The 22405-nt window shown below is 44.7% G+C and carries 16 protein-coding genes; 8 read left to right on the top strand and 8 right to left on the bottom strand.

What is annotated here, in order from left to right:
* Positions 1 to 45: 45 nt before the first annotated feature.
* From OH455_RS07670 to OH455_RS07660, 3 genes are all read right to left on the bottom strand, one after another.
* On the bottom strand, positions 46 to 600 hold the full coding sequence (locus OH455_RS07670; RefSeq protein WP_269980965.1) for a hypothetical protein: 555 nt from the start codon (positions 598 to 600) through the stop codon (positions 46 to 48).
* Between the two features lie 172 nt (positions 601 to 772).
* On the bottom strand, positions 773 to 1270 hold the full coding sequence (locus tag OH455_RS07665; protein ID WP_269980964.1) for a response regulator: 498 nt from the start codon (positions 1268 to 1270) through the stop codon (positions 773 to 775).
* 9 nt (positions 1271 to 1279) lie between these two features.
* Positions 1280 to 3217, bottom strand: a complete 1938-nt coding sequence (locus OH455_RS07660) for an ATP-binding protein (protein WP_269980963.1) — start codon at positions 3215 to 3217, stop codon at positions 1280 to 1282.
* 179 nt (positions 3218 to 3396) lie between these two features.
* Between OH455_RS07660 and OH455_RS07655 the strand changes: the two genes are divergently transcribed.
* Both OH455_RS07655 and serC read left to right on the top strand, forming a co-directional pair.
* Complete coding sequence (locus tag OH455_RS07655) at positions 3397 to 4665, top strand: DUF945 family protein (RefSeq protein WP_269980962.1); 1269 nt, start codon at positions 3397 to 3399, stop codon at positions 4663 to 4665.
* A gap of 124 nt (positions 4666 to 4789) precedes the next feature.
* A complete protein-coding gene (gene serC, locus OH455_RS07650) occupies positions 4790 to 5872 on the top strand; it encodes a 3-phosphoserine/phosphohydroxythreonine transaminase (RefSeq protein ID WP_269980961.1) in 1083 nt (360 codons plus the stop codon).
* A 52-nt stretch (positions 5873 to 5924) separates the two neighbouring features.
* Here serC and OH455_RS07645 read toward each other — a convergent pair whose 3' ends face one another.
* Both OH455_RS07645 and OH455_RS07640 read right to left on the bottom strand, forming a co-directional pair.
* Positions 5925 to 7937 (bottom strand): methyl-accepting chemotaxis protein, encoded by a 2013-nt coding sequence (locus OH455_RS07645; protein ID WP_269980960.1) that lies wholly within the window; start codon positions 7935 to 7937, stop codon positions 5925 to 5927.
* Between the two features lie 167 nt (positions 7938 to 8104).
* Complete coding sequence (locus OH455_RS07640) at positions 8105 to 10384, bottom strand: YgiQ family radical SAM protein (protein WP_269980959.1); 2280 nt, start codon at positions 10382 to 10384, stop codon at positions 8105 to 8107.
* 212 nt (positions 10385 to 10596) lie between these two features.
* On the opposite strand from OH455_RS07640, the gene OH455_RS07635 reads away from it, so the two are divergent.
* The 4 genes from OH455_RS07635 (at position 10597) to OH455_RS07620 (ending at position 16655) form a co-directional block, all read left to right on the top strand.
* Positions 10597 to 13071, top strand: coding sequence for an EAL domain-containing protein (locus OH455_RS07635; protein WP_269980958.1), 2475 nt, complete (start codon positions 10597 to 10599; stop codon positions 13069 to 13071).
* Between the two features lie 74 nt (positions 13072 to 13145).
* The gene (locus OH455_RS07630; RefSeq protein WP_269980957.1) at positions 13146 to 15623 is read left to right on the top strand and encodes an EAL domain-containing protein; all 2478 of its coding nucleotides are present in this window, start codon (positions 13146 to 13148) and stop codon (positions 15621 to 15623) included.
* A gap of 80 nt (positions 15624 to 15703) precedes the next feature.
* Positions 15704 to 16384, top strand: a complete 681-nt coding sequence (locus tag OH455_RS07625; protein ID WP_269980956.1) for a hypothetical protein — start codon at positions 15704 to 15706, stop codon at positions 16382 to 16384.
* Between the two features lie 70 nt (positions 16385 to 16454).
* The gene (locus OH455_RS07620) at positions 16455 to 16655 is read left to right on the top strand and encodes a DUF4250 domain-containing protein (protein ID WP_269980955.1); all 201 of its coding nucleotides are present in this window, start codon (positions 16455 to 16457) and stop codon (positions 16653 to 16655) included.
* 31 nt (positions 16656 to 16686) lie between these two features.
* Here the strand turns inward: OH455_RS07620 and metR are convergent, their stop codons facing one another.
* A complete protein-coding gene (gene metR, locus OH455_RS07615; protein WP_269980954.1) occupies positions 16687 to 17598 on the bottom strand; it encodes an HTH-type transcriptional regulator MetR in 912 nt (303 codons plus the stop codon).
* Between the two features lie 275 nt (positions 17599 to 17873).
* Here metR and metE point away from each other — a divergent pair, with 275 nt between their 5' ends.
* Positions 17874 to 20153, top strand: coding sequence for a 5-methyltetrahydropteroyltriglutamate--homocysteine S-methyltransferase (gene metE, locus OH455_RS07610; protein ID WP_269980953.1), 2280 nt, complete (start codon positions 17874 to 17876; stop codon positions 20151 to 20153).
* Between the two features lie 64 nt (positions 20154 to 20217).
* Here the strand turns inward: metE and OH455_RS07605 are convergent, their stop codons facing one another.
* Positions 20218 to 20640: an organic hydroperoxide resistance protein gene (locus OH455_RS07605; protein ID WP_206369435.1), complete on the bottom strand. Its 423-nt coding sequence runs from the start codon at positions 20638 to 20640 to the stop codon at positions 20218 to 20220.
* Positions 20641 to 20759: 119 nt separating this feature from the next.
* Here OH455_RS07605 and OH455_RS07600 point away from each other — a divergent pair, with 119 nt between their 5' ends.
* Complete coding sequence (locus tag OH455_RS07600; RefSeq protein WP_206369434.1) at positions 20760 to 21218, top strand: MarR family winged helix-turn-helix transcriptional regulator; 459 nt, start codon at positions 20760 to 20762, stop codon at positions 21216 to 21218.
* A gap of 1 nt (position 21219) precedes the next feature.
* Here OH455_RS07600 and OH455_RS07595 read toward each other — a convergent pair whose 3' ends face one another.
* Positions 21220 to 21906: a DNA-3-methyladenine glycosylase I gene (locus tag OH455_RS07595; protein ID WP_269980952.1), complete on the bottom strand. Its 687-nt coding sequence runs from the start codon at positions 21904 to 21906 to the stop codon at positions 21220 to 21222.
* Between the last annotated feature and the right edge of the window lie 499 nt (positions 21907 to 22405).

Below are 22405 nucleotides of genomic sequence, written 5' to 3'. Positions count from 1 at the left end.
AAAAAGCCGAGGTTGACCCTCGGCTTTTTAGTATCTGATGCTTTGTTAGAACTTAAAGCGAGTAGTGAACATTAACTGATCGCCATAGAAGTCATTGATGCGTGCTTCACCACCAATAGAAAAGAGTTCAGTTGAATGGAAACGAACATACGCTGAACCAATCCAATCATCATTGTCTTCAATAGAGACATAACCGGCTTTACCACCTACTTCGAGCTGTGGACCTAACCATTGACGTACACCAAGGTTGAGTTCCATACCTGAATCGGTCCCTTTGCCACCTTTACCACCAAAATCAACTAGGCGGAACAACATTTCACCTGTGAAGTCAGCCCAATTGTTAATTGGCGCATGGAAGCCAAAACCAGCTGCTGTGTCGTAGTCACCTTCGAACTCTGAGTCAACTCGACCAATAACGTGAGCGTTAGGGTGGATAGATTTGCTTACAGCTGCGCCAAAGGTCACAGGACTTGCACCAATACGAGCTTCTAAGTAATCGTAGCTGAAGTTACTCATTACGGTTGGGCTGTTTGGGTCGGTCTCTGCAAGAGTTTGACCAGATGCTAGCACTAGTGCTGCAGCTAAGATTGTTTTACGCATACGAAAGAAAAACCTATTTTTGTTAATTTCCTTGGTTAGGTGCGACGGAGCGCTGCCATATTGGGATATCATAATGCATTGCCGTCGTACTACACTACCAAAAATGCCATTGTTTTGTCGCTATTTACATATTTAAGCAATCAATATGCCAAAATACACATGATTTAGTGATCTATTCCCCAAAATTGACTCGGTTTTTTGCGACAGCATCTAAGATTTTTTCTGTATCGAGAATGGCGGCCCAAGGCAGTAAATCAGCGTTGTTCTCTATCATGTAAAAGGTAAGCTGCTTTTTGATGACATCACGTAAGCTCTCCCCTCGCCAAGGTTTGGCCATGTAAAAGTGGAGGCTAGAGTGATTCACAGCCTCTACCGTATCTTCCAATCCAGCTTGGCCAGTTAATAACACCTTTCGAGCTGGTTGAGTTGAAGCGCTATCGTTCAGCTCGATCAAAAAGCTGATACCGGTTTGTTCTGGCATGACGTGGTCACAAAGAATGAGTGCGAGCTGTCCGCCTTCTTGCTCTATTTCTTCGATAATTGATTTTGCTTCGCTAACCGATTCTGCGGCTTCGAGCATGAAGTGCTCTTCAAAGCAGTGAAGGTCTTGAATAACGCTATCTAGTACTTCTCGCTCATCATCGACACATAAGATCAGATATTTAGTCATGTTTTTTCCTCATGATGATTGCTGCGTTTTAAAGGGTAACCAAACGGACATCCGCGTATACTTTCCTGCTTGAGACTGAACATCAATTCGGCCCCCGTGGTGGTGCACTATTCGTTCGCTAATCGATAAACCGATACCTAATCCGAAGTTCCCTTCCTTTTTGGTGGTAAAATTGAGGGTAAAAATTTGACGCTGTAGGTGTTTTGGTATGCCTATCCCATTGTCTTGAAATGATACCACCAACCATTTGTTTCCGTGCAAGCATCGAGTTTCCGAGCGGATTTGTAGCTTCCCCTTGTCTGGTAGTGCATCAATAGCGTTGGAAATCAGGTTAGTCCAGACTTGCTGGAGAGCTGCAGGCATACAGAGTATTGGTGGTATTTCACAATACTCTTTTTCTACCTTATGCACCTTTAATTTGTTCTCGAAGATCACGAGAGTATCTTCGATACCTTCATGGATATCGGATAAACGAAAGGTTTCATCGTCGGGGCGTGCGTAACCTTTTAGACTTTTGACCATATCAGCAATACGCAGGGCACAAACATTGATAGATCGTAACGTAGCGCCTGCTAAGTAATATTTTTCGAGAGCCGCCAGCTCTTCAAGCGCTTTTGTCGGGGTGTGGCTAAGATGGGTTAGCCATCTTTGGTTCTCTTCTAACCCAAGCTTCACGAGTTTTTTAGCAATACGCCGGTCTCCAACCAGAGATTCAATGCTTCTAGCCAGTTGACGTTCTTCTGAAGTCGACCTTGGCTTCGATGTAAGCGAATCTGAGAAAATATTGGCTCCTAACTCAGTCAACGGTTGGTACTTATTGTCGTCTACTAGCGTTTTAATGGTAGTCGTCATGGTCTCCGTACCGCGCAAAATAGCCGCTATCGGGTTATTGAGCTCATGGGCAACTCCCGCCACTAGTTGGCCTAGCATGGCCATCTTTTCCCTTTCGAGCAATTGCTGGTGCGCGGATTTCAGTGACTCAAGGGTTTTCTGCAGTTCAAGCTTTGTATTGATACTACGTTGCAAGCGGCGATTAAAATGTCGCAAAAGAAGGTTGGTAAAGAGTGGCAGCAAAGCCGTATTTGAATGCATGACTTTTGCGAACACATCTCTATCGAGTTTAATAACTTCAGTCTTTTTCAACGTTATGGCAGTAGAAAAAGAGGGCTCGCCTGTCACAAATGACATCCCGCCAACTAGATTACCTTTTGTATGACGAACGACTTCCCGTTGCACACCTTGGTCATCTTTCTTATATAGAGCGACTTCGCCTTGAGTGATGAACCAAAGGAATCGATTTTCTTCTCCTTCTTCGGTGAGCAAGTGTTGTGAGGAGTATGTCCTACATGCACCAGTATCATCAGTATCTAAAAAAAACTCATAAAGAGCAGAGATAACTTGTTCTGCCAGCTCATGGTCTGACAAGGTGTGTTGGTCTGTGATGAAACCTTCTCGATAGCTGCGCATCTGTAGTTCAATATGCGATCGAAGCAAGCGCTGCTGGTCGAGAGTTTCACTGTAGGCGAGCAGATTGTCTTTGTCATTTTCTAGAACGAATGTCGTCAGTTCTTTTTTTACTGTGGTATACACTAAGTTATCTTGCAGTGGTTTGGTCAAACAATGATCGAGCCGCCCTTCATTGACAGCGGACAAGATCGCTTGGATGTCTTGTCCGCAACTGAGTAAGATTTTACGAGCGCTTTTTGTGTGAGGGTTTTTATCGAGCTGAACCAAGAAATCGGCGCCGTTAAAGCTTTCATGATGGCTAGCGAGAACGAGTGCCACGGGTTGTTGACTTTCTTGGCAATAATCAAGCACCGCATGAGCATCTTGAAGTGTGTCAGCGGTATGAACATCGAACCTAGCAGAAAATTGACCGAGCTCTCGTCGTAGTTGCTCTATGCTGATAGGATTGTTGTCTAAACAAAGTAAGGCGTAATGATTCACGATTTCCGTTTGTCTCTTTCTTAACCCACTGATCTGATTTCACTCTAACAAGGAATTGTCAGATTGACTGAGACACAGGTTTTAGATTCCCCTACGATTTGTTAATAAAGCCAATAGTCTGATTTAACTCAATGTTTTTTGGTGTAAACTGCAATAAATACCTAAGTGAAGATAAATACATGCATCAGTTGAAAAAATACGGCGCTATTGGTGGCGCCATCTCTCTGGCTTTTTGTTGGCCGTTGGCTGTTGGCCAAATCGGGCATCACGTTATTAGTGATGGTATTGCCCATCTTAATAGTGGCTCTTTGAAAGCTGAAATCGTTTCCTACGAACGTGGTTACCTTTCATCTGAGGTGCAAACTCGATATACCGTAGCGGACCCTGAACTTGCTAGCCAACTTGAGCTTGACGGTCTGCCTGCTGAATTTTTGGTCAACAGCCATGTCAGTCATGGATTGATTAGTCTGAAAGCGACGTCGACCTTAGACAATGTCGAAACTTTCCCTCTAACATTAACCACGATAACTCAGTTAAACGGAAATACTGACTACACACTAGCGATGGATAATTGGCATCAATCGATGGAAGGTGATGGCGGCGCAATGGTGTCTGTTACGCCTTCTACATTGAAAGGCCACGTTACTGTGCTTGGTGAAGTAAGCTATGACCTTAATATTCCCTCAGTTGAGATTGATTTTAATACTGGCGAGAAGATGCTGCTTTCCAATATGACTGGCTCAGGTCAGGGAAGGAAGCAAAACAGCTTCTGGCTGGGGGAGCAGGAAATCAATATTGCAGATATGTCAGTATTCGATTCAGGTCAAACCTCACTTTTTACAATGAAAAGTGGACAGTACAAATTTTCTTCTTCTCTTGATGATGCTTCAAAACGTGTGAATAGTCAGCATGTTGTGAGTGCGACTAAACTACTTATGCCGGAAGGTGAAGCAGATAATCTCATTGTGGATCTAGAATTTGGTGATTTAGACAGTCACTCTTTTGAACAGTTGGTGAATATGTATCAGAACAACCCAGTTCTGACGGCGGCTGACGTCCAAGCTGCGATTCCTGATGTTGAGACATTGTTTTCGAAAGGTTTCTATCTTTCAATGAACAAGATGGCGGTCACTTTGGATGATAAGGGTCAATTTGAGAGTACATGGAAAATTACCGTGCCAGAAGGAACCAGCAACGTCACACAGAATCCGGCTATGATTCTGCCTGCATTGACGGGTAACCTTGACACCTTTTTTTCTAACGGCTTAGTTGAGCAGTACCCGTTTATCAAACAAGGTATCGATGAAGCGATGGCGATGGAGTTTATCAGCCAAGATGACAAAGGCTATCAAATTCGTGCCGAATTAAAAGATGGTAATCTGGTCTTTGAAAATGGTCAGAAGATTCCTTTGATGGCAATCTTGCTTCCTGCAATGATGCAACCATAAGTTAGTTTTTCTAACACTGGCATGAAAAAGAGGTCTTAAGACCTCTTTTGTTGCTTTTTATACGTACGAAAACGTGTTATTAATCCTGTCAATCTCTATTGAAATGTGAGCAAGGAAACTCGAAATGGACAATGTTTATAACTTTAGTGCAGGCCCAGCAGGTCTGCCTAGAGCTGTAATGGAAAAAGCACAGGCTGAATTCATTGAGTGGAATGGGCTGGGTACATCCGTGATGGAAATTAGCCATAGAAGCAAAGAATTCATCAAGGTAGCGGAAGAGGCTGAACAAGATCTTCGTGAGTTGCTCAATATTCCAGATAACTATAAGGTTTTGTTTTGTCAGGGTGGCGCACGTGCTCAATTTGCGGCTGTTCCTCTGAACCTGCTAGGCCAAGCGAAAAAAGCAACATATATCGACGCTGGCTATTGGGCTGAGAGCGCAATCAAAGAAGCCCGAAAATATTGCGAAGTAGATGTTTTCAGTGCCAAAATTACAAAAGATGGCCAATTAGCGGTCGCAGACACATCAGATTGGAAGATTGACCCTCAAGCGGCTTATGTACATTTTTGCCCAAACGAAACCATCGATGGTGTTGAAATCTCCGACTTGCCAAAGACTGACAAACCCATCGTCGCAGATATGTCTTCCAACATCCTTTCACGAGAGATAGACGTTTCTCAATATGGCGTTATTTACGCCGGTGCGCAAAAGAACATTGGTCCAGCTGGGATTTGTATCGCCATTGTCCGTGATGACTTGCTCGATCTTGCACATGAGCTTCTACCAAGTTTTATCAATTACAAAACTTTGGCAGAAAAAGACTCTATGTTCAACACGCCCCCGACTTTCGCATGGTACTTGTCTGGCTTGGTGTTCAAGTGGTTGAAAGATCAAGGCGGGGTTGCCTCTATCGAGCAGGTTAATCGCGAGAAAGCAGCGATGCTGTACGACTACATCGATAGCTCTGATTTTTATGAGAACAATGTACATCCACAGAACCGTTCACGTATGAACGTACCTTTTCAGTTGGCTAAGCCAGAGTTAGATGCGTTGTTCATCGAGCAGGCAGAGCAACAAGGGCTGGTGTCGTTGAAAGGTCATCGCGCTGTTGGTGGTATGCGTGCTTCCATTTACAATGCAATGCCCGTAGAAGGTGTAAAAGCTCTGGTTGAATTTATGAAGGAATTTGAAGCGTCAAACGCGTAATCCGGAGATAGAAAGTAAAGGCTTAGCCAGTGAGGCTAAGCTTTTTTATTGTCTAAAGCCTGAACCGTGCGACAACTTGTTCCAACTCTTCTACTTTTCGATAAAGTTGGCTAACTGCCTGAGCGCCATCTTGAGTGGTGCGTACTGAGTTGTCGGCAATTTGGCTTATCGTATTGATATCACGCGACATCTCCTGTGCTGCAGTGGCTTGTTCGTTACCTGCTGTCGCGATCATATCGATCATCTTGTTGACGTCTTGAGCACGTGACACAATTTGCGTCAGGGCATCACCGGCAGAATTAGACTGGGTCACGCCTTCTGCGACCAAGTGAGTTCCTTCACTCATACGCTCAACAGCCTGACGAGTTTCATTTTGAATTGAGCTGATCAAACCGCCCACTTCTTCTGTCGCTTTTGAGGTTCTCTCCGCTAAACTTCGAACCTCATCAGCAACGACGGCAAATCCTCGACCAAGTTCACCAGCTCGTGCCGCTTCAATGGCTGCATTGAGCGCGAGCAAGTTAGTTTGTTCGGCGATGTCATTGATGACTTTGATTACGTTACCGATCTCTTCTCCACGTTTACCTAAACTGTCGACCGTTTCCGCCGTTTCGTTAACAACTTCGGCGATCCTATTCATGCCAGTTACCGTCTCTTGCATCAACCTACCACCGTTGGTCGCTTCTTCGCCAGCTTGACGCGAACTTTCAGCCGCGTCAGTACTTTGATCAGCGACCCGATTGACAGTGACAGTCATTTCTTCGACGGCGCTAGCGATCAGTGTGGCTTTGTCTGCTTGTTCTTCAATACCAGAAGCAACAAGTTTACTCGTGTCCTCGACCATTTGTGTGTTACTGGCAACTTCTGAGGCAACACTCGTGATGTTAGATAACACACTTCTAAGCGATTGCTGCATAGCGTCAATGGCTCGTGCAAGTTCGCCCAATTCGTCTTTATTGGTTTCGTTGATTGGCGGTTCTGATAGATCACCATCGGCGATGGATTTTGCTTTTGCAGCAATTACGTCCAGTCTTTGACGGATCATGTTCGATAGGCCCCAAGCTACGACAACGCTCACCACCAACACCACTATGACGTTTACGGTTAGCCATAGGATAATAGTCGACATGTTGTCATTCAATTCTGCTAGCGCTGTAATCGAGTCGCTGGTTTCTTCGGTGGCGGATGTATTGAGCAAGGTTTCAAGCGGCAAGATAATGGATTGTTTTAGTTCACCCACCAATGCGTTTGCTGATTGTTTTCCTGAAGGATCATACCCATCAAACACTTCTTGTGCGATACGGATAATATCGTAGTAATACTGCTCCACCTCATCGATTTGACTGGATGCTTGAGGGTCTGGCTCTAAAGGACGAAGCTTATCTAAATAATCGGCAAAGGCACCGGCATCGTTGTTAAATGTTTCACGTGCGGCTGGATCACCCATAATGTAGGCATTGAGCGTAGCGATCATATCGCCAGCTTCGTCAACAAGCTCAAGGTAATAGCGGATACTGGGCAAATCCTGATTGAGAGAACGGCTCAGGTTGGTGCTTTTGTAAGCTTCGGTAAAACGTTTATCTGCCAACTTATCGAGTAGCTCTTCTAATGGAGCACCGACGTCTTTAGTCAGTCGGTTTATTTTCTGGATCGCTTGTTGTTCATCGGCAGGGTTGTATTTAGTGAAAACGTTTTGATTGACTTGGTCTATGTATTGATTCGCTAAGCCTATGATGCGATCCATTTTATTTATATCAGACGTTTTGGCTGATTCTAGAGAGCGCAATTGCGAATAGTGTTTCTGGAATTCATTAGCATTCGCTTCAAAAGCATTGCGTTGTCCTGCATCGCCATTAAGATATTCCAGAGCGTTAGTTTGTAGGTTCCCAATTGCATCTAGTACGTTGAAATAGGCCAACACGCCGGGTACGTCATCAGACTCTATTTCCTGTGAAACGGTGGCAGATTTGTTAACAAGAGACCAAACGATGAAAGCTAAAATCAGAGTGGTGATGATGATTATTGAGAAGCCCATATAGAGGGCATGGGACAGACGAACGTTCATCTCGATCTCTCCATCGGGAGTTGGATTCCAATGAACTAAGTATGGAGCCTATGAACCAAGGTGCAAATAATTAATAGATTTATCTTTAGTGGGTGAGTTAAAGGTTCTACAGAGAAACAAAAATCGCAGCTTGAGCTGCGATTTCAAAAAACTTGAGAACCTATCGGTTATCTGCGTTTCGGTTTACGTCCTGATGCAGGTTTTCCACCTGCTGATGGCTTATTGTTTCCTTGACCACCCGACTTACCAATTCTCCCACCGGTTGGCTTGCCACTATTGCCTGAGTTGCGGCCATTGCTTGGCTTTTTCTGTCCAGAGCCGTTCATCTTTTCAAATCCTGGCTGACTTTTTGTGTGTTTAGTCGCGAAACGGTTTGAGCCATGACGACCAGACTTTCTACGCTGAGCGGGAGTCTGGGCTTCACTATCTTCTGCTGGTACCAGACAGCTCTGTTTGTCACCAATTAAGTGTTTTTTGCCCATGCTGATGAGCGCCTCGCGAATCAAAGGCCAGTTAGCTGGATCATGGTAACGCAGTAGAGCTTTATGCAAGCGGCGCTGGCGCTCTCCTTTCGCTACTGGCACTTCTTCACGTTGTTTGTACTTAACACGCTTGAGCGGATTGGTTTCCGAGTAGTACATCGATGTGGCGTTACACATTGGTGATGGGTAGAAGTTTTGTACCTGATCACACTCGAAGTTGTTGTTCTTGAGCCATAGCGCTAAGTTCAGCATGTCTTCATCTTCGGTGCCCGGGTGCGCGGAGATGAAGTAAGGGATCAGATACTGTTTCTTACCTGCTTCTGCACTGTACTTTTCAAACATTTCTTTGAAACGATCGTAAGTGCCCATGCCAGGCTTCATCATTAGGTTTAGTGGACCTTTTTCTGTATGCTCTGGTGCAATCTTCAGATAACCGCCAACATGGTGAGTCACTAGCTCTTTAACGTATTCAGGTGATTCGATGGCCAAATCGTAACGAACGCCAGAAGCTATCATCACTTTTTTCACACCTTCCACTTTACGTGCTGCGCGATACAAATCGATAGTGTGCTTGTGGTCGGTGTTCAGCTTGTTACAGATCCCCGGAAAAACACATGATGGACGGCGACAGTTTGCTTCAGCTTTCGGATCGCTACAACCGAGTCGGTACATATTTGCAGTTGGACCACCAAGATCGGAAATGGTACCAGTGAAGCCAGGTACTTTGTCTCGGATCTCCTCAAGCTCGTTAATGATCGACTCTTGAGAACGGTTTTGGATGATACGACCTTCGTGCTCAGTAATAGAACAGAAAGAACAGCCACCAAAACAGCCACGCATAATGTTCACGGAGGTTTTGATCATATCGTAAGCAGGAATCTTGGCTTTACCATATTTCGGGTGTGGTACACGTGCGTAAGGCAGGCCGAAAACGTAATCCATCTCTTCCGTTGAGAGAGGAATCGGAGCTTGGTTAACCCAAAGTTCTCGATCACCGTGACGTTGAATTAATGCGCGCCCAGAATAGGGGTTAGTCTCAAGGTGCATAATACGGCTGGCATGAGCATAGAGAATTCGGTCATTATTCAGCTTTTCAAAATGGGGGATACGAACCGCAGTTGTTGCAGCATCATGACGAGAAGGGCGAATAGCGATAGGTTTCGCTTCAGGCTCTTCAGTTTTCGCCTTGGTGTCACACTGCTCTTCTACTGCATATGGGTTTGGTGGGATAAAAGCTTCTTTACGCGGTTTTTCAATACGTGAAGAGTCAATAATTTTGTAGCCTTCTGGCTCTGCTGGCAGGCTGACAACGGTACCGCGAATGTTAGTCATTGTACCAATTTCTTCGCCATCAGCCAGTCGGTGAGCAACTTCAACCAGTGCGCGCTCTGCGTTACCAAATAGTAGGATATCTGCTTTTGCATCAAACAAAATAGAGCGACGAACTTTATCTGACCAGTAATCGTAGTGAGCTAAGCGACGTAAGCTAGCTTCGATACCACCTAGCACAAGCGGAACACCTTTATAGGCTTCACGACAGCGCTGTGAATAGACCAATGTGGCCCGATCAGGACGTTTACCGCCTTCATTGTTAGGTGTGTACGCATCATCATGACGCAGCTTACGATCAGCGGTATAGCGGTTGATCATTGAGTCCATGTTGCCAGCGGTGATGCCGAAGAACAGATTGGGTCGACCTAACTGAGTGAAAGCCTCTTTATTGTGCCATTCAGGCTGCGCAATGATCCCCACACGAAACCCTTGAGCTTCAAGCAGGCGACCGATGATTGCCATACCAAAACTTGGGTGATCGACGTACGCATCGCCAGTGACGATAATAATGTCACAGCTGTCCCATCCTAGGGCATCCATTTCCTCACGACTTGTCGGGAGAAAAGGCGCATTACCAAAGCATTCTGCCCAGTATTTTTTGTGCTCATGAATAGGGGTGATATTGCTGTACATATTTTGTTCTCTGTTCCACGGAGCGCGAATTATAGCGGCTTGAGAGCGGACTATCTACCTCTACATATCCCTAGGTTTTTTATGCCTAATGGAAGTCCTATTAGTTATGCATCTGGTTGTTTTTAGTTGTGTTAGCTATATAACGGATTACGCTGTCATATGGAGCTAATATTATAGGGTGGTGATGAATATTAAACTTGAGGTGGGTGCTTATGCATGGCACAGATGCGGATCTAGCTGTAACAGAGTGTGTTTCTGCCAGTCGTCAGCGAAAATACCGGACCTACACTTGGCAGTTAGACCTTATTACTCAAGAGTTTAGCTGTGAGCCTGAAGCGATGAAACAGCTTTTTGGCTGTCAAAAGCTCACCATTTCAGCCAAGGAGTTGCTCAAGCTGCTACCGACGACTCAGCGTCGGATGGTTCGCACTATGTTTAAGTCAGCCTTGGCTTCCGACAAAACGCATTCATTTCACTGCTGTTTGCTGACTCCCAATAGCTTGTTCACTTACGTAGAATTCACCATCGAAGCAGAAAGTGAGTTTTTGCTAAAAGGAGCGGTAACACCTTGTTTGGTTATTCCATCGAGAATGGCGGCAGCGGATATTTTTTACTCTGTTTTTGAGAACAAACATCATGGCGTGTTAGTGACAGATTCAGAAACCCGAATCCTTGCATGCAATCGTCATTTTGAGCGAATTACTGGCCACCAGCTGGAGGACATTCAAGGCTTAAAAACCAATATTCTGAACGCAGAAAAACTTAGCGCAGATTATTACCGTGACCTTTGGCACAGCATTGAACGGCATGGTCACTGGAGTGGTCCTATGCTTACCAAAAAAGCAGACAACTCAGTTTTCCCTCAAGAACTCACTATTCATAAGATTGAACCGGGAAATGGAGAATCATACTTTTTGGGGCTTTGCGCAGACCTATCTGATCAGCTGCACCGAATTGACGACCGAGAAACGGGCGGCGTTGATTTACTGACTCAATTACCATCCCCTGAGCGCTTTTTAGAGCAGTTAGAGCAGGAGTATGGGGATAACCAAGGTGAAGGTTTGCTGATAATGCTGGCGTTGCAACCGCAGTTTCCGTTGGCGAATGAGAAAGAGATTAAACGTCAGTTCGCAAGCTATATTGCAGAAAATGTCTTGGTTCCTTACGCCAGCTATATCGGTGATGGACGCTTTGCGGTGACATTGAACGTCGAAAACTCGCAGGGTAATGAGAATGTTCGTTCCATCAGGAAGACGATAAAGGCCTTCTTTCACAGTTTCAAACATGCTCAGGGAACGGTTGCTCAAGCGCTAAAATTCGGTCTCACAGGGGTATCAGTACTGCACTCAGATGCTAAATCACCTAAACAACTTCTGTCTCATGCTTTGCAGTCATTGTTGGAGCTACATTCAGGAGAAAGCAAGAGAATTGCGTTCTATGATCGTGAGATCCACGAGCAAGTGGAGTGTAAAAAACGGCTAGAGAATTGGGTTGAACAAAGTATATCCGCAGAGACAATAGAGGTCTATTTCCAACCAATTATCGATCTTAAAAAGAGTCGAATCGATAAATTTGAGGCCTTGTGTCGTTTTCCTGCCAATGAAGCGGCGAACGCTTCAACACAAGAGCTTATCAATGTTGTTGAAGACCTTGATCTGATTGTCAGCTTGGATGATGTTGTTAACCGAAAAGCCATGTCTGTGTTACCTGAGCTTCAACAACTGTTTGGGGAGCATGTCGGTCTGTCTGTCAATCGCTCTTTCAATTCAAAACGAGATATTGCCGAGATACTTCGACATAGTGCTCAGTTGATTGAGCAAAGTGGCATTGCTCCCGATAAATTGACGATTGAGTTTACCGAGAGTGCTTATTTTGATGGGGACAGTTATCAGGAAAAGTTGCTCGCCGCTATTCGACAAGCCGGAGTTTCTATCGCAGTCGACGATTTTGGTACAGGATTTGCCTCTTTTGACTATCTCAACAAAAGCTACTTTGATGTGTTGAAGATTGATCGAAGCTTTGTCCAAGGTATTCGCCTTGCTAGTCGGCAATATCATGTTGTGACCACCATTATTCAACTAGCTCAGAAACTAAAACTCAAGGTAGTGGCAGAGGGCGTTGAAACAAGGGATGAATACGCAACGTTGCGAAGTTTGGGTGTGGATTGCATTCAGGGATATTATTTTTCCAAGCCATTGCCAATTGAAGCGTTGAGAGTTGCCAAGGACTATTGCCTGCTACCAAAAAGCAGTGAGGTGGTAAAAGGCAATGCAGGGACTATTGCAGAACTGATGACGGAACAAGTCCCCCACATTGACCCAGGCGAGCCCCTTTCCTTGATACATATTTATTTTAGCAATGAGAACATCAATATTGTCCCAGTGATTGAGTCACAACATTGTGTTGGTGTTATTGATAGAGCTGTGCTGAATCTCCATATGACACCAAGTATGGGCACCGATCATGAAACCAGTAAAGAGCGCAGTATGTGGTATAAGTCAGCTCATCGTATGATGCTTCCCCCTAAGTCATTGCTGTCTTGGCACACATCCTTAACCGACGTGGAAGACTTGTTGATGAGAGCGCCATTGCCTTGGATATTGGTTGATGATGAATCACGATTTAAAGGCATTGTTGAACACCAACGGATTATTCAATATTTGCTCGGGGTGACAAATAAAAAATAATACTATCAATAATCATGGATTAACCTAAATTTATAAATGATACCGTACAATACAGTGCTTTTAGGTGAGTCTTGATGTTAGGAGATCTCAATTCCAGTGGTTCGATTGAATCGTATGTCAAAGGTAAAGCTGAGCTAAATTCTATTGCGTGGCAGTGGGAGGTAAAATCTCACTACTTCTCAATAGAGCGCGATGAGTGTGTGCAGTTGTTTCAGTCTGACTTTCCTAATCTGACCAACAACTTTTTACTATCTTGCTTGAGCTATCAAGACCAGTCAGCACTTGTTAAACAGTTCGAAGAGGCTCATAAATCACTTCAAAAGAGACGATTTAGTTGTTGCTTAAATCTAGAACAGGGCAAGATCAGCTATGTCGAGTTTACTTTTAATGGTGATAAACAAGGGCGCGTTTTCGGTCACTTGGCTCCGTTGGTCACTTTTGACAAAAACAGTGACTTCGTAAGTCAATTGTTTGAGCAACTTTTTGATAATCCTCACCATGGTGTCGTAATCGCCAATTCTGAAAAAAACGTTATTGCTTGCAATAGCTATTTTCAAGAGCACACAGGGTACTCGCATCCCGATTTGGCAGGAAAAAATCTCGACAAACTGGATTCGGGTAAGCACAGCAAAGACTACTATCAAAATCTCTGGAAAGAGGTCGCGCGAACAGGTTTTTGGTCTGGTGTTATTCTTATTAAAACCAAATCAGGCAGCACGATCCCGCAAGACTTAACCGTTCAAAAGTTCTCTTTAGGCGAAAATATTTTTTATGTGGGTTGGTATTTAGATCTGTCTAAAAACCTCTATCGGGTGGCGGATGTCGAGCATGGTGGGGTTGAGCTTTTGACTCAGCTCCCTACTGAGCAGCAGTTTACTCAATCAGTGGCGAGCCGATGGATGGACGAAGCCGAAGAGCATATAAGTATGGTCGTCGCTTTTGTGCCTAAATTTAATAGTGAGGATGATTTTGAGCACAAGTCAGTATTGTCAGAACATCTAGCGAGAAATCGCAATGCTCAACAGGTCGGTTATATTGGTAACAACCACTTTGTCGCTTGTTTAGAGTGTGAGAAACGGCCTGGTCCTTCTCAGGTGAGAATTATTCACCAAACCATCCGACGTTTCTTTAGTTCACTGAACCAAAAGGCAGGCAAAGAGATCCATTTGGCAATAGTTCACGGCAAAGTAGGTGTCTCGGTACTGGGCCATGATACACACAACCCTAAATTACTTGTATCGCACGCTGTACAAGCGATGCTAGAACAGCAAAATGATGCTCGGGGACTCATCACTTTTTACCATGGTGCCATTCACCGAGAGGTATTACGTCGTAAGGAGCTAGAAGAGTGGGCCGTTAAGCTGATTCGCTCCAACGCTGTAGAAGTGTATTACCAACCTATCGTCGATGTTAAAACGTGGGATATTGTTAAGTTTGAAGCGTTAAGCCGTTTTAAAGCTCCCAATGGAAAAATACTCAATACCCAGGAAATGGTCACTGTCGCAGAAGATCTAGATCTAGTATCGGACTTAGATTGGTGCGTGGGAAGAAAAGCGTTGGAAGACTTATCCGTGATTCAAGAGCGGTATGGTGAAAAGTTAGGGATGACGATCAATCGCTCTCTTAACACTAAGCTAGAAACGGATGAAGTGCTGCAGAGCGCTGATGATTTGGTGCATCAGTTCGCTAAAACTCCTGAACTCGTAACAATTGAGCTGACAGAAAGCGCTTACTTTGATAGCGAGTCAGAGCAATCTTCTTTGATCAGAAACATACGGCGAAGAGGTGTCAGCGTTGCGATAGATGATTTTGGGACGGGTTACAGTTCCTTTAGTTACCTCAGTGACTGTAACTTTGATCTATTGAAGATCGATAGAGAGTTCGTCACAGGTTTAAGAATTGGGACTCACAAGTACCATATTGTAAAAATGATCACGGAGCTGGCGCACACTTTGAATGTTAAAGTAGTAGCAGAAGGTGTGGAGACTCGACAAGAGTTGGAGGTCATTTGCAGTGTTGGTGTGGATTACATTCAAGGCTACTTTTTCTCAAAACCTTTGCCAATTGATCAGCTTGAAAGCGCCTGGAGTTATTGTGAAAGGCTGGAGGAGTTTCTCACCAGAGCGTCTAGTATGCGGCAAGTTGGGATCCTCAATATCACACAAACTTATATACCGACCTTAGAGCCTCAAGACACATTAGAAGCCGCCAGAGACCTTTTTGACTCAAAACAGTACAATCTCGAGGTTATCCCTGTTGTTGATGGCACCACTTGCGTAGGGGTAGTAGGTAGAGAGGAATTAAATCATCACCTCTCGACCACTCTCGGCACAAAGTTGGAAACGCCTAAAGATTTGCTTGCCTTGAAGAGAAAACTCAATCAGGTGATGAGGCGTGACATCCATCGTGCTTCATATCAGATAAAAATGTCTGAAGTGCCTGAATTGATAAAAAGTGGTATCAAGCCCCCTTGGTTGGTGGTCAACGAAACCGGACAATATTTAGGAGTGGTCACAAGTCAGGATCTTCTCAGCCATTTTGCCAACGAGTAGGTAAGAATCGCTGGTGGCACTTATCCAACCAAGTCTGCTATTATCCGCTTCCATTAAAAACAATAGTGATAGCTCACACCATGGTTCAGCAATTGTTAGCAGTGTTTCCTCCTATGCTTCTGGGTGCTCAGTTGATTTTGACGCTTATTTTAGTCAAAGGAGATATTTGTCCAGGCCAGCGAGGTCGTATTCATAAAGTTCTCCCTGTTCTCGCCATTATGTGGTTGGCTGTCGCTTCATTGAGAATCGAAGCCATGATGGTGGTGTTTGCGATTGCTTATTTTTACTCACAAGTTCAAACCAAAAAAACTCGGGTACAAGGCCCATTGTGGGTACTGTACCTAGCCAATGGGTTGGCGCTGTCTTATGTCGCGATTGGTATTGGTGAACAGCCTGATTTAGCGGCCGGTATAAACGTATTCGTTCAGATCATTCTTCTTGGCGCTCTGTTTGCTCATTTGCTGCTCACGGTCGCTCGCACTAGGCTGCAGGCTTTTCATCGTATTTTGCCGGTAACGGGCGTTATTTCTGCGATGTTGATGAGCTTAGCGATTCTTTTAAAAGCCATTGGCCTAGAAGAAGACACCTTAACTCAGGCGACTCAACCTTTATTGATAGGTTTTGCACTTCTGATTACTTCAGTTCTCATCTGGTCTTGGCACATCATTGTGTCGAAAACCGTCAACAAAGTTCAGTTAGCAGTAGCATTACTGACGTTAGTTTCAGCCACAACGTTTAATCAAGGCTTGTTCGTTCTTTAGAAGCGACTCACTTTAAATTTGAGGATTTGAAGCTACGCTTGTGTTAGGTGATCAGCACAGGAGTGTGGCTATGGATCTAAGTAATGTTGGAAGATTAGATAGCGTCATATTGCTTGGTATCGTTAACGAAAAGCTGAGATTGGAATGTCACAGTTTTGAGGAGCTTGTGACCATGTATGAAATGGATATCGAAATTGTGATTGGCAAGCTCGATGTCCTCGGTTATCAGTATGATCCTCTCACCAATCAGTTTAAATCTTACGACAGATAACATGTAAAAAGGAGGCTGAATGCCTCCTTTTTCATACTGTTTTTATCCCTTCTAAATGGCTCTTCGATTGTTGTCGTGCGGTATTAAAAAACGCCTGAAGGTAACGTTTATCTTTGTCTGAGTTGCGAGTCGCGGCAAAAAGGCGTCGCCATAAACCATCACCAAGCGAAATACTGGTTATTAACCCCTGACGAGAGAATTCGCTGATGGCCCAATTTGGTAATGCGGCGACTCCCAAGCCTGCTGAGACCATTTGGACTAGCATCAGAGTATTGTCAGCCTGTTTCCATTTTGCTGGTTCAATGCCTGCTGGGTGGAGAAAATGTTTCACCACATCAAGTCGGTTTTTTTGTACCGGATAAGACAACATGGTTTCGTTTTCCAAATCACTTGGTGCGACAGATGTGTTTGCCGCCAATGGGTGATTGGTCGCGGTGACAAGGCGCATTTCAAAATCAAATAAGGGTTCGTAATGGACTTCTGACCTAGGCTGGATATCCGAGGTAATGACTAAATCCAACTCGCCACTCATCAACGCAGGCAGAGGCTCGAAACCAAATCCCGATGAGAAGTCCAGAGTCACGCTTGGCCAAGCAACTTGGTACTCTCTCAACGCAGGCATTAACCATTGGAAGCATGAGTGACATTCAATTGCCATGTGCAGGCGTCCATTAACGTCTTCTTTCAGGCTGGCAAGTTCATTCTCTGCTCGCGCTAATCGTGGCAGCACTTGATCCGCCAAACTCAGAAGAATCTCGCCTTCAGATGTGAACCTTACCGGGCGTGTTTTGCGCAGAAACAACTGGCCGCCAATTCTGGCTTCGAGATCTTTTATTTGATGAGACAAGGCTGACTGAGTCAGATGTAACGTCGTTGCGGTGGCGGTTAACGACCCCGTATCTCGTAACGTTGCTAATGTTTTCAGATGCTTAAGCTCGATCATGAAATCCCTTCAACCGTAATCACTGATGATGAATATAGCTAACTTACCTGCATTTTTTAGGGGTGTAAACATCTAGACGTCTAAAATTATAAATGATTTTAATATAGAGCTTTTACATGTAGAGCATAAGTAACATGAAATAATCTAATAAACAGGTTGAATAATTGGAACTTGTTCCGTCACTAGGTTAGCGAGATAGTTTAGCCATCCAGACGCCTTTCATGTCGTTTGAACAGCACATGCATCTACGATTACAAACCAGAAGGATTAGGGCTATGACAACAACTCATATTTTGGGATACCCAAGAATTGGTGAAAAGCGTGAACTTAAGTTTGCGTTGGAGAAATACTGGCGTGGTGAAATTGAACAGGCTGAGCTAAAGGCCATTGGTGCCGAGCTCCGTAGCAAAAACTGGCAGACACAATCTGATGCCGAGCTGAGTTTCGTTACTGCCGGTGATTTCGCATGGTATGACCATGTACTTACCACGACTTTATTGTTGGGCCACGTGCCTAAACGCCACCGAGATGGCTTCCCGGATCTGGATACCTTGTTCAAAGTGGGACGTGGGCAGTCGCAGGTGAGTTGCGATTGTGATGGTTCTGCGGCGTCAGACATGACCAAATGGTTCAACACCAATTACCATTACATTGTGCCAGAGTTCAGTGAAGATGATAGCTTTGACGTCAGTTGGCCGCAGCTGTTTGAAGAGGTGAATGAAGCAACGAAAGCAGGTCATAAGGTGAAACCTGTTCTACTGGGGCCCATCAGCTATCTTTATCTTGGCAAAGAGGTGGATGAAGGGTTTGACCGCCTAACCCTGTTACCGCGCCTTCTTACGGCTTATCAGAACATCTTATCAAAGCTATCTAAGCAAGGGGTTGAGTGGGTGCAGATAGATGAGCCCGTCTTGTCACTAGAACTCGAAAAACCTTGGTTATCTTCATTCAAACTCGCCTATCAAGTGATTCGCAGTGATATTAAAGTGCTACTGACAACGTATTTTGATTCTGTCGATGACACATTAGATAGGATTGTTGAACTCGATGTTGATGGTTTGCATATTGACCTAGCGGCCGCACCTCAGCAACTGAGCACCGTAGTATCTCGTTTACCCAAAGAGTGGGTACTGTCCGCAGGCGTGGTTAATGGACGAAACGTTTGGCGCGCTGATCTCAGTACACAGCTTGAGCTTTTGCAGCCTGTTAAACAGCAATTAGGTGATAGGTTATGGGTCGCGAGTTCATGTTCATTACTGCATAGTCCGGTTGATTTAGATTTTGAACCAGAGCTGTCCGAAGAAGTTCGCAGCTGGTTCGCATTCGCCAAACAAAAGGTGCATGAAGTTGCTTTGTTAGGCAAAGCACTGGACGGCAACCAGCAAGCCATTAAAGAATGTGTTGTCTATAGTGCTCCAATTGAGGCTCGAAAAACCGCAACACATGTCAACAAACCTCAGGTGCAGGAGCGATTAAATCAAATCACCCAATCGCTGGCAGAGCGTAGCGCACCCTATGAGGAACGCGCAGAGTATCAAAGTGCCGTGCTAGGTTTACCACTTTTCCCAACAACGACTATTGGCTCATTTCCTCAAACTGACGAAATACGAGTTCAGAGAAGTGCTTACCGTACTGGTCAATTGTCTGACTCTGAATATGTAGCAGCCCTAAAAGGGCATATCGAAGACGCCGTGAAGCGACAGGAAGCATTGGATCTCGATGTGCTGGTTCATGGCGAAGCTGAGCGAAATGATATGGTTGAGTACTTTGCAGAGAACTTGGCCGGTTTTCAAACCACAAAGTTTGGCTGGGTTCAGAGTTACGGATCTCGCTGTGTGAAGCCTGCGATTGTCGTTGCAGACATTGAACGCGAGAAGCCCATTACCGTTGAATGGTCGACCTATGCAAAATCGCTGACGTCCAAACAAATGAAAGGGATGTTAACTGGGCCTGTCACCATCCTTTGCTGGACGTTTTCTCGTGAAGACATCTGTCGCAAGGAGATCACCAATCAACTAGCGCTTGCATTGCGTGATGAAGTGTCTGATCTGCAGGAAGCAGGCATCAATATTATCCAGATTGATGAGCCTGCGATTCGCGAAGGTTTACCACTCAAGAAGCGTGACCATGCAGAGTATTTAGAATGGGCGGTGGATGCTTTCAAAATTTCCGCAGCCAGTGCAAAACCAGAAACCCAGATACATACGCACATGTGTTACTCAGAGTTTAACGAGATCATCGACTCAGTCGCAGCATTGGATGCAGATGTGATTACGATTGAAACATCGCGCTCCAATATGGAGCTCCTTAAAGCGTTTGAAGAGTTTAATTACCCGAATGAGATTGGTCCAGGTGTCTACGATATTCACTCGCCTAACATCCCAAGTGAGGAGTGGATTGAAGGATTGATCAACAAAGCAGCAGAGAAAATTCCAGCGAAAAGGTTATGGGTGAATCCAGATTGTGGTTTGAAAACACGAAATTGGGCTGAAACAGAAGAGTCACTAGCCAACATGGTGTCGGCGGCAAAAAAACTGCGTAAAGAGTTTGCTTAACAAAGGGACGCTGCGGATTTAAAAATGCCGATCGATAGATCGGCATTTTTGTGTTTGGATAGAGTTAGATAGATTCGCCATTCACGGTTACTTGAACATCAATATTACCGCGAACGGCATTAGAATATGGACATACCTGATGAGCAACGCGAGTCAATTCCAGAGCCTGTTCCTGAGGTAAATCAATGTCTGCAGCTAGGCTAACTGTCAATGCAAATCCGCCGTTATCATTTGGGCCAATACCAACTTCTGCAGTGACAGGTGCTTGACTGATCGCCACTTTCGCTTCGCGAGCAACGTGCAAAATGGCATTTGAAAAACAGGCAGAATAACCAGCCGCAAATAGTTGTTCTGGGTTGGTCGCTGCGCCACTGCCGCCCATTTCTTTAGGGTAAGCAAGTTCTAGATCAAGTAAACCATCGTCAGTTTTCACTTGGCCGTTACGACCTGCGAGCGCTTTAGCTGAAGTTTTGTATAGAGTTGTCATATTATTTTCCTTTCATTTAGGTTGCGCACAATTCAATTGCCTACAATATTAGATCGAAAATTATCTGGAATGCAACTATATTGTGCGCAATTTAAATATTTTTATTTGATAGGTGTCGAATGAGTAAGTGCCAAAATGTCGAAAAGATGACGGATGAAGAGAAATTATTGCTGGATAATCAGCTATGTTTTCCACTTTACAGTGCGGCTAATGCGGTAATTCGTGCTTACCGACCTATGCTTGAACAATTGGACCTTACTTACTCTCAATACTTGGTGATGATGTTGCTTTGGGAGAAAGATGGAGCCAGCGTAAAAGATTTGGGAACAAGACTCCATCTTGATTCAGGCACATTGACACCATTGCTTAAAAGGCTCGAAGTGAAAGGGTTTGTTGCCAGAGGAAGAAGCCAAGAGGATGAGCGTGTAAGAGTACTTAACCTGACCAATGCTGGTCAGGCGCTCAAGGAGTCAGCGAAATTAGTGCCCAACGCAATGCGATGCAGAATTGATCTTGAGGTCGATGAACTGGTTACGCTTAAGCAATTATGCGAGAAAGTTCTGAATAATCTAGTTTAGGTTATACGCGATTATCCCCTGAACTAAAGGCTATTGTTTGGCTGATGTGAGTCAGGCTGCGCCCACTTTGTTGTTGCCATTCGGCGAATGCTTTATTGGCAGCATCCAGAGAGCGTTTGGTGTCTCTGCCACCTTCAATAATTTTGCAGTTTCTCAGGTAGGCTTCGACGTCTCCAGACATAATAAAGGTGTCGACACCCATTTGACGAAGGCTATATGGGCCGGTGTTGCCTCCCAGTCGGCTCCCTTTCTTCTTCAGGAAACTCCATAATTCTGTAATAGTTTCGCTTGGCCATTCGGCGATCATTTTGCCGAAAGAGCCATGTTCCAGAGATGCTTCATGAATCATTTGTGCGTTAGAGTGTATGGACTTCACTTTAGCATGATGGCGAATAATGCGTTTATCCGCCGCTTTGGTATCCCATTGCTCATCAGACAACATCAATAGTGATTCGATCTTAAAACCGAAGAAGACCTCTTCAAAGTTGGGCCATTTGTTTCGAACCACAGCCCATGAAATGCCACTTTGAAATACCTTCATACTGAATGCAGATAACCAGCGATCGCTGGGAATGGCTGCGATTTCTGCTTTGCTGAGAGGGTTAGAAAGCAAGGCTTCCAGCTGGTCTTCGCCACCTTTGCGTTCTGCTGCTCGTTGATAGATATGTTCAAATTTTTCAACTTTCATGTGCTGTGTCCTTTTATTTTTCGCTATCATATCAGCCTGTTATGCCTTATCTCAATTGACCTTGTCGGCAATTATTAAGGATGCAATCGGCAAAGGTCCGATTTTTCAAAGAGAGTCGTTTGCTCTTGTACAGCAAATGATAGATTTGGGATCAAGCACGTTTTGTTCGAGAATCTATTAGCTGACCATTAGTGAGATGGTCGACAAAGACTGGATGCAGGTTTTAGCTCGCCTTGATCTGGATAGCAATCTTTGTGAATCTTGTGCGTTAACTCTTTTCAGTGGTGTACTTCAGCCGAAGATCATGGGGTCATGATTTTGGGTAGTGAAGGGGCGCAGACGTTCGATTTATCCTTTGACTGGAGACCTAAAGCAACCCGTTCAGTGTGGCAGTGTATAAAAATGTCACAGCGACAAGTCGAGGCAGCGGAACAAGGGGGGATGGCTTTTAAACAGGCAATCTCAGAATAGTAAAAGGCCAGAGCAACAGCCCTGGCCT

The organism is Vibrio sp. T11.5, assembly GCF_027587155.1.
In the GTDB taxonomy this organism is placed as follows: domain Bacteria; phylum Pseudomonadota; class Gammaproteobacteria; order Enterobacterales; family Vibrionaceae; genus Vibrio; species Vibrio neptunius.
The sequence above is the reverse complement of the archived record's forward strand: the minus strand, read 5'-3'. Positions and strand labels throughout refer to the sequence as shown.